Source organism: Herbaspirillum sp. WGmk3, assembly GCF_023952535.1.
Classification (GTDB): Bacteria; Pseudomonadota; Gammaproteobacteria; order Burkholderiales; family Burkholderiaceae_D; genus Herbaspirillum; species Herbaspirillum huttiense.
In genome coordinates this window covers 1-15,405 of sequence record NZ_JAKYWT010000007.1, presented here as the reverse complement: position 1 = coordinate 15,405, position 15,405 = coordinate 1, and the positions used below count along the sequence as shown (strand labels likewise).

15 protein-coding genes are annotated in these 15,405 nt (G+C 63.5%); 10 read left to right on the top strand and 5 right to left on the bottom strand.

Going from position 1 to position 15,405, the window contains the following annotated elements; all coding sequences use genetic code 11:
• The first annotated feature begins 314 nt into the window (after nucleotides 1–314).
• Nucleotides 315–1,112 carry an SDR family NAD(P)-dependent oxidoreductase gene (locus tag MKD49_RS22910; protein WP_134137703.1) on the top strand — a complete coding sequence of 266 codons (798 nt, stop codon included), beginning with the start codon at nucleotides 315–317 and terminating at the stop codon, nucleotides 1,110–1,112.
• A gap of 86 nt (nucleotides 1,113–1,198) precedes the next feature.
• A complete protein-coding gene (locus MKD49_RS22905) occupies nucleotides 1,199–2,464 on the top strand; it encodes a D-amino acid dehydrogenase (protein ID WP_252697464.1) in 1,266 nt (421 codons plus the stop codon).
• Between the two features lie 43 nt (nucleotides 2,465–2,507).
• Here the strand turns inward: MKD49_RS22905 and MKD49_RS22900 are convergent, their stop codons facing one another.
• Nucleotides 2,508–2,951, bottom strand: coding sequence for a hypothetical protein (locus tag MKD49_RS22900; RefSeq protein WP_034338987.1), 444 nt, complete (start codon nucleotides 2,949–2,951; stop codon nucleotides 2,508–2,510).
• 250 nt (nucleotides 2,952–3,201) lie between these two features.
• On the opposite strand from MKD49_RS22900, the gene MKD49_RS22895 reads away from it, so the two are divergent.
• A complete protein-coding gene (locus MKD49_RS22895) occupies nucleotides 3,202–3,777 on the top strand; it encodes a hypothetical protein (RefSeq protein WP_034338990.1) in 576 nt (191 codons plus the stop codon).
• A 158-nt stretch (nucleotides 3,778–3,935) separates the two neighbouring features.
• On the opposite strand, the gene MKD49_RS22890 is transcribed toward MKD49_RS22895, so the two are convergent.
• Nucleotides 3,936–4,613, bottom strand: a complete 678-nt coding sequence (locus MKD49_RS22890) for a flagellar basal body L-ring protein FlgH (RefSeq protein ID WP_039790266.1) — start codon at nucleotides 4,611–4,613, stop codon at nucleotides 3,936–3,938.
• 473 nt (nucleotides 4,614–5,086) lie between these two features.
• On the opposite strand from MKD49_RS22890, the gene folE reads away from it, so the two are divergent.
• Together folE and MKD49_RS22880 are read left to right on the top strand one after the other, a co-directional pair.
• Nucleotides 5,087–5,830 (top strand): GTP cyclohydrolase I, encoded by a 744-nt coding sequence (folE, locus tag MKD49_RS22885; RefSeq protein WP_039790264.1) that lies wholly within the window; start codon nucleotides 5,087–5,089, stop codon nucleotides 5,828–5,830.
• A 2-nt stretch (nucleotides 5,831–5,832) separates the two neighbouring features.
• On the top strand, nucleotides 5,833–6,258 hold the full coding sequence (locus tag MKD49_RS22880; protein WP_252697463.1) for a BLUF domain-containing protein: 426 nt from the start codon (nucleotides 5,833–5,835) through the stop codon (nucleotides 6,256–6,258).
• A gap of 76 nt (nucleotides 6,259–6,334) precedes the next feature.
• Here MKD49_RS22880 and MKD49_RS22875 read toward each other — a convergent pair whose 3' ends face one another.
• Entirely contained in the window at nucleotides 6,335–7,579 is a 1,245-nt protein-coding gene (locus MKD49_RS22875; RefSeq protein WP_252697462.1) for an HD-GYP domain-containing protein, read from the bottom strand.
• Nucleotides 7,580–7,906: 327 nt separating this feature from the next.
• Nucleotides 7,907–9,334: an MFS transporter gene (locus MKD49_RS22870; protein WP_252697461.1), complete on the bottom strand. Its 1,428-nt coding sequence runs from the start codon at nucleotides 9,332–9,334 to the stop codon at nucleotides 7,907–7,909.
• A gap of 219 nt (nucleotides 9,335–9,553) precedes the next feature.
• Between MKD49_RS22870 and MKD49_RS22865 the strand changes: the two genes are divergently transcribed.
• The 5 genes from MKD49_RS22865 to MKD49_RS22845 all read left to right on the top strand — a co-directional run bounded on the left by MKD49_RS22865 (nucleotide 9,554) and on the right by MKD49_RS22845 (nucleotide 15,020).
• Nucleotides 9,554–10,798, top strand: a complete 1,245-nt coding sequence (locus tag MKD49_RS22865) for a M20/M25/M40 family metallo-hydrolase (RefSeq protein WP_121037513.1) — start codon at nucleotides 9,554–9,556, stop codon at nucleotides 10,796–10,798.
• A 218-nt stretch (nucleotides 10,799–11,016) separates the two neighbouring features.
• Complete coding sequence (locus MKD49_RS22860; RefSeq protein ID WP_134137708.1) at nucleotides 11,017–12,495, top strand: HAMP domain-containing sensor histidine kinase; 1,479 nt, start codon at nucleotides 11,017–11,019, stop codon at nucleotides 12,493–12,495.
• Entirely contained in the window at nucleotides 12,485–12,988 is a 504-nt protein-coding gene (locus MKD49_RS22855; protein WP_034339018.1) for a hypothetical protein, read from the top strand. Before MKD49_RS22860 ends, MKD49_RS22855 begins: the two co-directional genes overlap by 11 nt.
• A 72-nt stretch (nucleotides 12,989–13,060) precedes the next feature.
• Nucleotides 13,061–14,443, top strand: a complete 1,383-nt coding sequence (locus MKD49_RS22850) for a sigma 54-interacting transcriptional regulator (RefSeq protein WP_039790255.1) — start codon at nucleotides 13,061–13,063, stop codon at nucleotides 14,441–14,443.
• A 232-nt stretch (nucleotides 14,444–14,675) separates the two neighbouring features.
• Nucleotides 14,676–15,020 carry a BON domain-containing protein gene (locus MKD49_RS22845; protein WP_121037519.1) on the top strand — a complete coding sequence of 115 codons (345 nt, stop codon included), beginning with the start codon at nucleotides 14,676–14,678 and terminating at the stop codon, nucleotides 15,018–15,020.
• 205 nt (nucleotides 15,021–15,225) lie between these two features.
• On the opposite strand, the gene MKD49_RS22840 is transcribed toward MKD49_RS22845, so the two are convergent.
• Nucleotides 15,226–15,405 (bottom strand): hypothetical protein (locus MKD49_RS22840; protein WP_252697460.1); only part of this gene is annotated, 180 nt, incomplete at its 5' end.

The following is a 15,405-nucleotide window of genomic DNA, read 5'->3' as shown; positions in this document are numbered from 1 at the left end:
GGCAGGGTGTGCAGCGCATGCACGAACCATGCCCTATCCCTCCGGGGCAGTTGTGCGCCGGGTACCGGGAGGAGGGAGGACGTGGGAAGAACTGCCCGCGCATGGATTGCAGGCGACCGCAACCGACGCTGCGGCGTGCCGCGAACCCGGCCATTGTAAAGGAGAACGCCTGGAGCACGAACTGAACAAAACGTCTCATCATGCGCCGGGAACCCCTGTAGATGCGGGCTTTGGCTAAAATGACGGGATTGCGCAAGTGAAGTGTTATGCCAAATTCCCGGTCAGCGGGAACGTGCTGTTTCACCTTTTGGATCATGAACCCGTCCCCTTTTTCTTCCATTCCTGCTGCCAGTTCTCCCCTTTCTGTGCGTGTCATCCTCATCACCGGTGCCGCGCGCGGCATCGGTGCGGCGGTGGCCACCACCGTGGCGGCACCCGATGTCGCCCTGGTCCTGCATGCCCGCAGCGAATCGCCTGAGCTGCAGGCGGTGGCGCAGCAATGCCGCGCGCAGGGCGCGCAGTGCACGCTGGCGCTGGGCGACCTGGCCGATCCGCATACCGCAGCGCAGTTGCGTGACGCTGCGCTCACGCACTACGGCAGGCTCGATGCGCTCGTGGCCAATGCCGGCTTTGCCGATCGCAAGCGCATCGGCGAACTCGATGATACGGACTGGTCGCGTTCGCTCGATGCCCTCCTGGGTGGCTTCTTCCGTTTGATCACCGCTTGCCGCGAGCCGCTGCAGGCCAGCGGTCAGGGCCGGGTGGTGGCCGTCAGCTCCTTCGTGGCCCACGTGTTCCGCCTGGGGGAATCGGGCTTTCCGGCATCGGCGGCGGCCAAGGCGGGCATCGAGGCCCTGGTGAAATCGCTGGCGGTGCAGGTGGCCGCGGCCGGGGTGACGGTCAACGCGGTGGCGCCCGGCTACGTTCAGAAAAGCGACCCGGCCAAGTCGGCCATCGACCCGGCCGCCTGGCAGGCGGCGCTGGCGCGCATCCCGCTGCAGCGCCTGGGACAGCCGCAGGAGATCGCCAATGTGATCGCTTTCCTCCTCAGTCCGGCGGCTTCCTACGTCACCGGACAGGTATGGCATGTGGATGGCGGACTCACCCTGTAATGCGAAAACGATTTAAATCGTTTAAATCATTTATATCATTCACATCATTTGCATCATTTACTTTTTTCGGAAGTTGAACTGAGACCATGCGCATCATCGTGCTGGGCGCCGGCATCGTCGGCGTCACCACTGCTTATTTCCTCCGCGAGCGCGGCCATGAAGTGGTCGTGGTGGAACGCCGCGCCGAGGTGGCGGCCGAGACCAGCGTCGGCAATGCCGGCCATGTCTGCCCCTCGTATGCTACGCCGTGGGCGGCTCCCGGCATGCCGGCCAAGTCGCTGAAGTGGTCGGTGCAGAGCTGGCTGGGGATCGAGGCGGCCTTGCGTTTCACGCCGCGCCTGGATGCGCATCAGTGGAAGTGGCTCAAGACCTTCCTGGCGCAATGCACGCCCGAGCGCTATGCCGTCAACAAGGCCCGCATGGGGCGCCTGGCACGCTACAGCCACGGCCAGTTGAAGCAGATCCGCGAGCGTCTCGATATCCGCTACGAACAGACCACCGGCGGCAACCTGCAATTGTTCCGCACCCAGGAAGGGCTGGACAATGCCGGGCTGTCGACCAAGGTATTGGCGGAAGCCGGCGTGCCTTTCGAGCTGCTGGATGCCGATGGCTGCGTGGCCTTCGATCCGGGCTTGCATGCGGCCCGTCATGAATTGAAGGGCGGTTTGCTGTTGCCGATGGATGAAACCGGCAATTGCCCGCTGTTTGCGCGCGCGCTGGCCGGCTGGCTGCAGGCGCATGGGGTGGAGTTTCACTTGTCCACAGAGGTGCAGGCCATCGAGGTGGCCGGTGGCCAGGTCAGCGGCCTGCGCACACCCACTGGTACCTTGCGCGCCGATGCCTACGTGGTCGCCTGCGCCAGTGCGTCAGTACCGATGCTGAAACCCCTGGGGCTGGACCTGCCGATCTATCCGGTCAAGGGCTATGCCATCACGGTGCCGGTGGCCGATCCCAAGAGCGCGCCGCGCAGCGGTGTCATGGACGAGTACTACAAGGTCGCCATCACCCGCATGGGCAATCACATCCGCGCGGCAGGCACGGCCGAGATCGGCAGCTGGGATGCGCGGGTGACCCCGCGCGATTGCGCCACCGCGCTGAAGTCGCTGAAGAATCTTTATCCACAGGGCGCCGATCTGGCCAAGGTCGAGTACTGGGCCGGACTGCGCCCCATGACACCGGACGGCGCACCGCTCATCGGTGCCACCCGCTATGCCAACCTGTGGCTCAACGCCGGCCATGGCTCCAATGGCTGGACCACGGCCTGCGGGTCCTCGGCCATCATCGCCGACAAGATCTCGGGCGTGGCCAGCGCCATCGAGAGCGCCGACCTGGAGCCGCAGCGCACGTTCTGAGCGGCGCGCTGCCGATCAATGATCAATGATCAATGATCAATGATCAGCGATCAAACAGCGCATCCACATTGTCGCCATTGCTGAAGCTGCTCACGGCCCAGCCGCCAGGCGTCTTGTAGAAGATGAACATCCACGGGATGGCCTGGCGTTCGGTTTTTTCGATGTAGGTGAGCTTGATCAGCGATTCGCCCACCTTCTCGGAACGGATGAATTCGTAGCCGACCGAATTGCCGACCAGCGCTTCGATGGCCGTGCGCGCGCTGCGTGCACTGGTGCGTGCGCCCTCGAAGGCGCGGATGTCCACCAGCGCATAGGGCGAAAGCAGGCCATAGGCATCATCGGTGCGGCCGGCACCGGCCTGGGCCATGACCTTGTCGGCCAGGGCGCGCACTTCGGTGTCGGATTTGAGGGTATCGGCCTGGGCGGCCTGCAGCAGGCCGGTGAAGGCGAGGGAGGCCAGCAGGGAACGAATGATGAGCGAGGGCATGGAAGTCTCCTTGTAAGGCAGCACATGAAACGGCACAGGCGGCTATTGTGCCAGTACTGTGCAGGTCCCCGCCAAGCCTTGTATTTGCGTGACGTACGTGGCTGTTAAGCCTGCACAGGGTCAGCGTAAATCAAGGTAAAACGGTCCTGCGACTGCAATATGCGCCGCTATGATGGGCAGCCTGTAATCCCGGCCACCTGCGCCATGCAGGGATCGTGAAAGCCAAGGGATTGCGCTCGGGGAGAGCATCATGCGCACCATCATCATTGCCACCTTGCTGGCTTCATCGCTGTCGGGCTGCATCGTCACGTCCGGCAATGCCCTGGTCGACGCCGTGGGCCTGGTCGGTTCCACCGCCTCCAGCGTGCGCGCGATGACGCCCAACTCGGTACAGAATCCCATCGTCTACAGCAAGGACCCGATCCACGAAGTCTGCATCGAGTGGAATGGCTCGGTGGCGCTGAGCGACTTCGTGCCCGGCCTGCAGGGCGAGCTGCAGAAACACGGCGTGCAGAGCCGGGTCTACGATGCCGGTACCCAGTCGCTGGCCTGCCCGGTGACGCTGAGCTATGTGGGCTACGTCAAATGGGATACCAAGGTCTTCACCGATGCCTATACGCCCTATCTCACCTATGCCGCACTGACCCTGCGCCGCGAAGGCCGCGTGCTGGGCACGGCGCAGTACCGGCTCGGTTCCTTCGGCCAGGACAAGTGGGCCAGCGCGGGTGACAAGCTGGCACCGCTGATCGATGCGCTGTTCCCGGGCAATCCGCAGGTGGCGGACAATTCGCCGGACAACATGCGCAGCGCGGCCAACGGATTCTGAAGCCGGATTCGAAAGACGAAATACGGCGCACACGGCGCACTCGGGGATCACGCTGTTGCGCCTCCAATGAAAAACGGCAAGCTGCGCGCTTGCCGTTGTCGTTTGCAGACTGGGTGATCTCGCGCCTGCAGCGCGTACCCGATCACACCATCACGTGATCACCAGATGGTCAGCAGGCGGCGGAAGAAGTTGCCATCGGTGCTGGCATCCGCAATGGAGCCACCGCCGACCTGTTCCAGCCGCGCATCGGCCACGTTGGAGGAGGCCACGATGCCGCCGCGGATGTCACGGGTGCGCACCACACCCGAGAAGCGCAGGGTGTTGGTGTTGCCGTTGACGCCGATGCGCTTTTCACCGGCCACCACCAGGTTGCGGTTGGGCAGCACTTCGACGATGGAGACCATCAGCGTGCCGGTCATGGTGTTGGTATTGCTGCTGTCGCCGGAGCCCTTGAAGGTATTGCTGCCGTTGGCCGAATAATTGGCGTCGTACAGTTGCGTGAACAGTCCGCCCAGCGGCGCGCCCGAGCCCGGGCCCTTTTGCGTGAGCGTGGTGTCGCGGCTGTTGGTGGTGGCCGCCTTGTTGCTGCTGCTGATGGATTCGGAGATGTCGATCTTGATGATGTCGCCCACGTTGTAGGTGGTCGGCTCTTCGAACAGCTGCGCGCTGGAGACGCGGAAGATGGCACCATTGTTTTCCACGTTGGCCACCTGGTAGGCCGGCCGCACGCTGGTGGGCCCGGTCACCATGGGTGCCGGGCTGTTGCAGGCCGACAGCGAGACCGATAGCGAAACGGCCAGTGCGCAGGCACCGGCAAGGCGATACTGGAATGTCATGGTACTCCCCCGATGGCGGCCAGGCTGGATGCCCGGCACGAGCCACCGCCCGCTGTTGCCTGCTTCTGAGCTGCTGCTTGCCTGAGGCGGGCAGCCACCTCGCAGGAAGCATGAACGCGCGGGCGGCGCGTGCAGGGATGATGGTGGCTGCAGGCGTAAGCAGCGGTTAGGCCCGTGTAAAGTGCGGCAAGCAATCATCAATGGCGGTTAAGTCGTGCGCTGGGCAGCATTAAGCGCAGATGAATGCTCCTGCGAACGAGCATTAAACACGGGGCACGGAGGTCATACGGATGAATCCGGCGGCCCCCTTTTTCGCCGCAGGCGCTGCCGTGGACGGCACGCCACAGCCGCGCTGTTGTGATCGCTTTGACTCGGGCTTGACGCTGGTTTGCCCTCAATGCGTCTGCGTTTTTCCGTGCATAATGACGCCACCCCCAACTCAGCGGTCCCGCCTGGCGTGATCGCACTCCATCATGGCAACAGACAAGAACCAGGCCGCCACCAGCGCCGAGATTGCAGCGCCCAGCGTGCACGAGCAGCTGGTATCGGCCCGCATCCGCCAGCGCATCAAGGCGGCCGGCGTGCGTTTCCACGCCAACGACAATATCGCCGCCTTCATCCGGGAAGGCGAACTGGAGCAATTGCAGGCCGAGGTACAGTCCAAGCTGGCCGCGGTGCTGGAGAGCCTGGTGATCGATGTCGAGAGCGACCACAACACCCAGGACACCGCCAAGCGCGTGGCCAAGATGTACCTGAACGAAGTTTTCAAGGGCCGCTACCAGGCGGCGCCGCCGGTGACCGAGTTCCCCAACATCGAGCGCCTGAATGAGCTGATGATCGTCGGCCCGATCACGGTGCGCAGTGCGTGCTCGCACCACCTGTGCCCGATCATGGGCAAGGTGTGGGTGGGCGTGATGCCCAATGAACATTCCAACCTGATCGGCCTGTCCAAGTACGCGCGCCTGCTGGAATGGATCATGAGCCGCCCGCAGATCCAGGAAGAAGCGGTCTCCCAGGCCGCCGACCTGCTGATGCAGAAGCTGCAGCCCGATGGCCTGGCCATCGTCATGGAAGCCGATCACTTCTGCATGCACTGGCGCGGCGTCAAGGATGTGGAATCGAAGATGATCAACAGCGTCATGCGTGGCTCCTTCCTGCGTGATGCCAACCTGCGCCGTGAATTCCTGGCGCTGATTTCCCAACGTCAACGAGGTTAATCATGCTGGTTCGTCTGATCTACGCAAGCCGCTCGCGCGAGACCATCACCCACGAGACCATCGAGGGCATCCTGGCTGCCTCGCGCCAGCGCAATCCGCAGCAGGGCATCACCGGCGTGCTGTGCTACAGCGACACGACCTTCGTGCAGGTGCTAGAAGGCGGGCGCGATCAGGTCAATCGCCTGTATGGCCGACTGCTGCGTGATGACCGTCATCGGGACGTGATCCTGCTGGCCTATGAATCGATCGACGAGCGCCAGTATTCGTCCTGGACCATGGGCAAGATCCGCCTCGACAAGATCAACCGCTCGCTGTTGCTGAAGTATTCGGTCACGGGCGAACTCAATCCCTACGATGTTTCCAGCTGTTCCACCGTGGCGCTGCTCAATGAGCTGGCCTCGACGGCGGCCTTCGCCCAGCGCGATTGATGGCGCAGGTTCGCGCGGATGTGAGAACGGCACCTTGCGGTGCCGTTTTTTTTTGGCTTGCGTGATGTGTCCTGGCTCAGTCCAGGTCGATGCTGGGCAGGCTGCGGATGCCCCACTTGGCCGGATCGGCATAGGCCACGATTTTGTCGCCGCCATGGGCCAGGTCGATGATCTCCGCCTTGAGCGGCATGCGGCTGGTGGTCGAGTAGAACAGTTTGATGCGCGGGGTGAGCAGGTGCTCCGGCCGCTGGTCCACCACGATGCCCAGCCGGCCCGATTGCAGGATCACGCAGGAGCCGGTCGGATAGATGCCGATGGCCTTGACGAAGGCTTCCATCGTGATCGGATCGAAATGCCCGGCGCTGGCGGCCATGTGGCGGATCGAGCGGGCCGGATCCCAGCCGGCCTTGTAGGGACGGTTGGAGGTGATGGCATCGTAGACGTCGCACACCGCGCCCATCTTGGCCATGATGGAAATGCTGTCGGCCTTGAGATTGAACGGATAGCCGCTGCCGTCGATCTTCTCGTGATGGTGCAGCGAGACATCCAGTGCGACTTCGCCAATTCCTTCGATCTGTTTGAGGATGCTGTGGCCCTGTACGGTGTGCGAGCGCACCGAGGCGAATTCTTCTTCGGTCAGCTTGGCGGGTTTGTTGAGGATATCCAGCGGCACGGCCATCTTGCCCACATCGTGCAGCAGGCCGGCCATGCCGGCTTGCTTGATCTGTTCCTGCGTCATGCCGAGCTGGTTGGCCAGCGAGATCATCATCGCGCAGACCGCCACTGAATGCATGTAGGTGTAATCATCGGTGGTCTTCAGCCGCGCCAGGCTGATCAGCGCATCGGCATTGCGCGAGACCGAGGAGGTAATCTCGGTCACCAGTTCGGCCGCATCCTTGACGTCGACCGTCTTGCCCATGCGCGCTTCGGAAAACATGTTGAGCACGGTGGACTTGGAGGAGGAGATGATGCGCGCCGCGCGTTCACGTTCTACCGCCGTCTCGGTGCGGGTAGCTGGTTTGCGCACGGCCACCGTGGCGCTGGCACCCTGGTGGGCGATGGCGATCTCGGCGGGGGGCGCGGCGTCATCCTGCTCCGCCTCGCCGGTCTCGTCGTCGATATCGTGTTCGGGGGCGATGTCGCGGCCCTTGGCCGTGTCGATGGTCACTTCGTCGACCGGGCACTCGCGCAGGGTTTGCAGGTCTTCCAGCGTTTCGATCTTGAAGGATTTGCGCCAGAAAGGATGATTGATCCATCCGCCGGGGATGGAATGAACGTACATGCCCAACCGTAATTGAGCCAAGGCGATGGATTTCAACATATCGAATTCAGGTCTGTGCCTGTCGCTGGTTCCCGTACTGAAAGCGGTTCGATTTCCCTGATGAAATGGACGCCTGTTGTCTGAAGGAATGAAGCTCGGCGATGTTCTGTGAACATCATTCCACTGACGAGCTATCGTAACAGAATGGCATCAGTTTTACGCGGCTTGTCGTCATCTTGCCGACGAATTTTACCTGCGTCCGCACGGAAGTTTATGTGCGGAAAATGTTTGATCTGAAGATCGTTGAAAAATTGATGTAATACCGAGACAGGCAGCCACCGCCTGAGAATCCGGCCGACGGTGGCTGTGAGGAATGGTGAGAAAAACTTATTTTTTCAGTGGCGGCGCATAAGGGTTGCTGGTGAGCAAACGCAGGAAGCTGGCAATGCAGGCCACTCCCGCAAAGGCGGCGCCGAAGCCGAGGGCAAAGCGCGAGCCCTGGGTCTCCGACAGGTTGAAGCACAGCGCCACCAGCGCGGCCCCGACACTCTGGCCGAGCAGCCGTGCCGTCGCCACGATGCCGGAGGCACCACCGCTGCGATGCGGCGGGGCGCTGGTCATCAGTGCCTTGAGATTGGGCGACTGGAAGAAGCCGAAGCCCATGCCACAGAGCAGCATGCGCCAGCTGATTTCCCATGCGGTGGGCGCAGCCGGCATGAAGGTCATCGATAGCAGCCCTGCACACAGGAGCGCCAGCCCGACGCCGCCGAGGATGCCGACCGGATAGCGATCCGACAGCCGTCCGGCGATCGGTGCCATGATCGCCACGGCCACCGGCCAGGGTGTCATCAGGAGACCGATCTCGACCTGGCTGCGGCCCAGGTCATGGTGGAAGAAGAAGGGCAGCGAGACGAAGGCGAGGCCCTGCGCCGCGAAGGAACACACGGCGGTGATCGCCGAGAGCGTGAACATGGGATGGCGGAACAGGTCCACCGGCAGCATCGGTGCCGGATGCGACAGTTCGCGCTTGAGCAGGAACAGGCCGCAGACGATGGCGGCGCCCAGTTCCAGTCCGACCACGCTGGCCTCTGCCTGGTGCGCGCCTTCACCGATGGCCAGGATCAGCAGGCCGAAGGCAGCCGCATTGAGCACGGCGCTGCGCAGGTCGAAGGCGTGTGTCGACAGCGCGGTATGCGGCAGCGAGGGCAGGGCCAGGATGACGGCCGCCACGCCCAGCGGCACGTTGACCGCAAACAGCCACGGCCAGGGTGCGATGGCGAGGATGCCGGAGGCGACCGATGGTCCTACCGTGAAGGCGATGGCCACGATCAGGGTATTGAGCCCGACGCCACGGCCCAGTGAGCGGGTCGGATAGATGAATCGGATCAGCGCGGTGTTCACGCTCATGATGCCGGCCCCGCCCAGTCCCTGCAGGAAGCGCGCCATCACCAGCGTGGGCAGGGACCAGGCCACCGCACACAGCAGCGAGGCTGCGGTAAAGAGCACCAGTCCCCAGATATAGATGCGGCGGTAACCGACGATTTCCCCCAGCGCCGCCAGCGGCAGCAGCGCCACCATCATCGCCAGCTGATAGGCGGTGACGATCCAGACCGAGGCTGCCGGTGTGGTGTTGAGGTCCAATGCCATGGCGGGCAGGGCCGTGTTGGCGATGGCGGTGTCGAGCGTGGCCAGGCCGACCGCGATGCCCAGCGCCAGGATGGCGCGCCCGCGCTGCTCGGGCGGCAGGCCCTCGCCAGCGATGACGATGTGATGGGCAGGATCGGACGTGCCGGAAGTGGAAGGCTGCGAGGACATGGTTTGGTTGGGTGTTGGCGGTGCAAGCGTGCTGGTGCTGCCGCTTGTTGTCGTGGTTGTCTTGGAGGTCCTGGAATGCGCGCCACCCCGCAAGGCAGCGCCGGTCAATGATAGCGGGGAACGCCCGGATGCGCAGGCGGCGGCCACACGCGGGGCGGCTGCGCTATGATGGCGGTTTGCGCCAGCGCGGCTGGTGCCTTTGATCACGGAGTGGCAAGCATGTCCAAACAGCAGTTGTCGGAGCGCCTGTGCGCATGGATCGATCAGCATTTCGAGGAAGAGGTCGGGGTCCTGCAGCAGTTGATCCGCATCCCCACCGATACCCCGCCCGGCAACAACGCCCCGCACGCCGATGCGGTGGCCGAGTTGGTGCAGTCCTGGGGCTGGCAGGCCGAGAAGCACGCGGTACCGGCCGACCAGGTGCGCGACTATGGCATGCAGAGCATCACCAACCTGATCGTGCGCCGTCCCTATGGCGACGCTGGACCGACCCTGGCGCTCAACGCCCACGGCGACGTGGTGCCGCCGGGCGAAGGCTGGACCCATGACCCGTATGGTGGCGAAGTGGCGGATGGCCGCATCTATGGCCGTGCGGCAGCGGTCTCCAAGAGTGACTTCGCCAGTTATATCTTCGCCACGCGCGCGCTGGAGTCCCTGGGGGCAGCGCTGCGCGGCGCAGTGGAACTGCACTTCACGTATGACGAGGAATTCGGCGGCGTGCTCGGCCCGGGCTGGCTGCTGGAACAGAAGCTGACCCGTCCGGATTATGTGCTGGCGGCCGGCTTCAGCTACAACGTGGTGACTGCCCACAATGCCTGCCTGCAGTTCGAGGTGACCGTGCATGGCCGCGCCACGCACGGCTCCATGCCCGAGACCGGCCATGATGCCCTGCAGGCGGCCAATGCCATTCTCAATGCGATCTATGGCGCGCTGCCGGGATTGAAGGACATCCGCTCCTCCATCCCGGGCATCAGCCATCCGACCATGATCGTCGGCCGCATCGACGGCGGTACCAATACCAATGTGGTGCCGGGCAAGGTGGTGCTGAAGATGGACCGCCGCATGATTCCCGAGGAAGATCCGGCGCAGGTCGAAGCGGGCGTGCGCAAGCTGATCGAAGACGCAGTGGCCGGCCTGCCGGGCATCCGTGTGGAAATCCGCCGCCTGCTGCTGGCGCGTGCGCTGCGCCCGCTGCCGGGTCACGAGAAGCTGGTGGACAGCCTGCTGCGCAATGCCGAACAGGTCATGGGCGAGACCCTGACCACCAATGGTTCGGCGCTCTATACCGATGCCCGCCTGTATGGCGAAGCAGGCATTCCGGTGGTGCTGTTCGGGGCCGGTCCGCGCACGCTCATGGAATCCAATGCCAAGCAGGCCGATGAGAACCTGGCGCTGGATGACCTGAAGAAGGCCACCAAGGTGGTCGCCCTGATGCTGCTGGATTTCCTCGGTCCGCAAGACTGAGGCCGACGCCGTTCCGGGCGCGCCTGCGGTCCTCCGTGGCAGGTCGCGCTCGCGGAATTGCTGCGGGGAAACGTCGCCGCATCGCAGGCCGCCCGACAAATGATTACAATGTGTGCCCGCAACAGCGTGGCCGGCGTTTCCTGTCGGCATGTTTCGGGCCGGAGGGCAGTGCGCCAGCCGGATAACCAGGCAAGTCTTGTGGGACCGAGATCAATCGCATGTTCAACGCCATCGAGCACACTCATCCGCCCCAGTCGCCCGCCGGCCGCAAGCCCGGCTATCTTGGATTGTCGTTCCGGCAATTGCTGCTGGCGGCCTTCCTGCTGATCGCCGCGCTCCTGAGCGGTACGTCCATCCACGCCCTCTTCACGCTGGACCGCATGTCGGCCAACAGCCGCGAGACGGCGCGCCAGGCGGTGCAACTGACCGAATCCGCCCAGCGGCTGGCCGAGCGCACCGTGGCCATGGAGCGCAGTGCGCGCCAGTACCTGGTGCTGGATGACCGCGCTTTCCATGATCGTTTCAACGAGGCGCGCGAGCAGGCGCGCCAGGCTTTGGGTGAATTGTCGGATTCGCTGCCGATGGCCCCGCGCGACCTGTTCAGCCAGTGGGGCGTGTATGTGGATGAAGCCGCCGGCGTGCTGGAGGCGGAGTCGCGCAAGGACAAGGGCGAGCAGGCCAAGCTGTTCCAGGACTTTGCGCGCCTGCCCGCGCTCAATGAACGCATCGCGCTGGAGAGCCGGCGCGAGGTGGATCGCCGCAACAATGCTTTATCGGCGGCGCTGGAGCAGCAGCGCCAGCTGCTCACCGCCCAGGTGGTGGGGGCCATCGTGCTGGCGGTCTTGCTGGCGTTCTGCTTCGGACTCTGGCTGTCGCGTCCGATGGCACGGCTGGAGCAGGCCATTGGCCGGCTGGGCGACAATCGCTTCGACCAGCCCATCGACGTGCGCGGCCCGGCCGACATCCGCCGCCTGGGCCAGCAGCTGGACTGGCTGCGCCAACGGCTGGCGGATCTGGAGGCGGAGAAGTCGCGCTTCCTGCGCCATGTCTCCCATGAATTGAAGACTCCGCTGGCGGCGCTGTGCGAAGGCGCGGCCCTGCTGGATGACGGCGTGGCCGGGCAACTGACCGAGAACCAGCGCGAGATCGCTCGCATCCTGCGCCAGAATACCCAGTCGCTGCAGACCCAGATCGAGGATCTGCTGCGTTATAACGAAGTCTCCTTCGATGCCCAGCGCATCCATCCGGTGCCGGTGGACCTGCGCGCGCTGCTGCACAAGGTGATCGACGACCAGCGCCTGCAATGGCTGGCGCGCGAACTGAAGGTGGAAATCGAGGGTGCGGCCCGTACCGTGGTGGTCGATCCCGAGAAGATGGCCATCGTGCTGGCCAACCTGCTGTCCAATGCCGTGCGCTTCAGCCCGCAGGGCGGCTTCATCCGCTTCCTGCTGAGCGAGGCTCCGGGCATGGTGCGGGTGGAATGTCTGGACCAGGGGCCGGGCGTGGCACCGACCGATACCGCCCGCATCTTTGAACCCTTCTACCAGGGCTTGCATCAGCCCACCGGTGCCCGCCGTGGCAATGGCATCGGGCTGTCCGTGGTGCGCGAGTACGTACAGGCGCATAGCGGCAAGGTCTATCTGGTCCCGCGTGAGGGCGGGGCGCATTTCCGAATCGAGTTGCCTGATGAAAAATAAGATCCTGATCCTGGCTTGTTCCGTCGTGCTGGCCGCGTGTGTGGGGCCGCAGCCGTCCGCACCGACGTCGACCGTCCAGCTCATCCAATCCTCCAGCAACATCGACGAACTGCTGGCCTACAACGCCCAGCTGCGCAAGATGACGCCGGCCGAACTGGGCCGCGAGTTGCAGCGTGTCAATACCTATCCGGCCGGTCCGGCGACCAATGTGCGCCGCGCCATGGCCCTGTCTTTGACGCGCGACGCCATCGACCTGGCCAAGGCCGAAGCCCAGCTATGGAACGTCATGGCCGATCGCAGCGTCGAAGCGGAGAAGCTCAAGCCTCTGGTGCAGTTGCTGGTTGGACATTATTCCGACCTGCGCCGCGTGGCCGACGGTGCCGAGAAGTCCTCGGTGCAACTGAAGGAAGCGCAGCGCAAGGTCGATCAGCTCAACGACAAGCTGGAAGCGCTCAAGAACATCGAACGGACCCTGCCGGCTGGCGGCAAGTAATCTGCATCCCCGAAGACCCGGGGATGCCGCCATCCCGCCGGGGCCGTTCCCTTTACTGGAACTGGAGTCCCGATGGGAAAGACTGCCCCCCTGATGCTGGTCGACGATGATCCCGACCTGCTGCGATTGCTGACGCTGCGCCTGAACGCCAGCGGCTACCGCATCCTGGCCGTGGAAAGCGCCGAGGCCGCCCTGGCCCAGCTGGCCATTGCGCTGCCGGCGCTGGTGATCACCGATGTGCGTCTGCCCGGTATGGATGGGCTGGCGCTGTTTGCCGAGATCCGCAGCCGCTATCCGGCCTTGCCGGTGATCCTGCTCACCGCCCATGGCACCATTCCCGATGCCGTCGAGGCCACCACGCAGGGGGCCTTCGCCTATCTCACCAAGCCGTTTGATGGCCATGTCCTGCTGGACAAGGTGGCGCAGGCCCTGAGCCTGTCCGCGCCAGCCCAGGAGACGCCGGATGAAGCCTGGCGCGCCGACATCATCAGCCGCAGCCAGCGGGTCGATGAACTGTTGGCCGAGGCCCGGCTGGTGGCGGCCTCCGACGCCAGCATCCTCATCCGTGGCGACAGCGGTACCGGCAAGGAAGTGCTGGCCCGCGCCATTCACCGCGCCAGTCCGCGTGCCGGGAAGCCCTTCATTGCCGTCAATTGCGGTGCCATTCCTGAGCAATTGCTGGAGTCCGAACTGTTCGGCCATGTGAAAGGCGCATTTACCGGCGCTGTAGAGCATCGTGAAGGTTTATTCCAGGCGGCGGAAGGCGGTACCCTGTTTCTCGATGAAATCGGGGATATGCCGCTGGCCTTGCAGGTCAAGCTGTTGCGCGTACTGCAGGAAAAGACCGTGCGGCAGGTGGGGGCCAACCAGGCTGCCGAGGTCGACGTACGGGTGATCTCGGCCACCCACCGCGACCTGGAGGCGGCCATGAATGAGGGGCACTTCCGGGCCGATCTGTATTACCGGCTCAATGTGGTCACGCTCAGCCTGCCGCCGCTGGAAGAGCGGCGTGAGGATATCGCGCTGCTGGCCAATCATTTCCTCAAGACCATCGCCGCGCGCTATCCCAAGCGCCTGACGGGCTTTGCCCCGGATGCGCTGGAAGTGCTCAGCCTGGCCCACTGGCCGGGCAATGTGCGCCAGCTCTATAACGTCGTGGAGCAGGTGTGCGCGTTGTCGACCGCGCCGCTGATCCCGGCGTCGCTGGTCCAGCGCGCTTTACGGGTGCCGACGCTGGATCTGCTGCGTTATGCAGAGGCCAAGCAGAAATTCGAGCGGGATTACCTGGTGCGGCTGCTGAAGCTGACGGATGGCAATGTCTCCGACGCGGCCCGGCTGGCTGATCGCAATCGAACCGAGTTTTACCGGCTGCTGCAGAAGAATGGACTGGATCCAAGGCGATTCCGGGGTGGCGAGGAGGCCGTCGTGATGGAGCGACAGGACGGAGTCGTTTGAAATCAAGGAGTTGCGCTTGTCGCTAGGACATGATGTCGGGTCCGGCCGACGGAAATGGTGGGTTTGCCGGCTCATCTTTGCTGCCGGACTGCTGAGTTCGCGCGATAAGTCACTGATTTCATTGAGGATAGCTTGGGGTGGCATGGCATTTGCGAACGAATAGACCAGAGTTGCCCGCCTTGGTGAAGGGAAGGGCAATGCCTGGTCCACCTCATTGAACAAGGAGAACTCCATGAAGACATCTTCACTTGCAGCACGACTGCTGGCCGCCGCCATGGTGATGGCCGCTGCCGCACCGGCAGTCCACGCGGCGGATTCCGCCAGCACCAATGCGCCCTCTGCGCAGAAGGCCGGCGCCTATATTGACGATTCCGTGATCACCGCCAAGGTGAAGGCGGCGCTGGTGGAAGACAAGCAGATCTCTTCCATGAAGATCAAGGTCAGCACCAAGGATGGCGTGGTCACCCTGAAGGGCTCCGTCCCCAGCGCGGAGCTGGGCCAGCATGCCTTGCAATTGGTCGCCGGGGTCGAGGGAGTGCGCGATGTGAAGAGCGACCTGACCGTGAAGGCGGGTTAAGCAGAGCCGCTTGGGTTTGCAGAAAATCCGGTAATTATTTGAATTATTTAGACCAGTAAAAAAGAATCCGGGCCGTCCCGCCAGGGATGGCCCGGATTCTTTTGGTTTTTTTCGGTGCTGGCCAGAATCTCTGAGGCCCAAGCTGGGTAAGGCTTTTCGGCGTACCAGACGGAGCCTGGCCCATATCCTTCTAAATTATTTTGAACTATTTTTCAAAAAGTACTTGCGCGCTGCCGGATGCGTTGCTATAGTTCGCCCCCTGCTGACGAACAAAACGATTCGCGGCGATGCAAACAGCGCCAAGCGCATTTGCGACAGACAGATCTTTAAAAATTAACAGCCGATAAGCGTGGGCGTTTAATGAAGTGCGACAGAACTTCGGTTC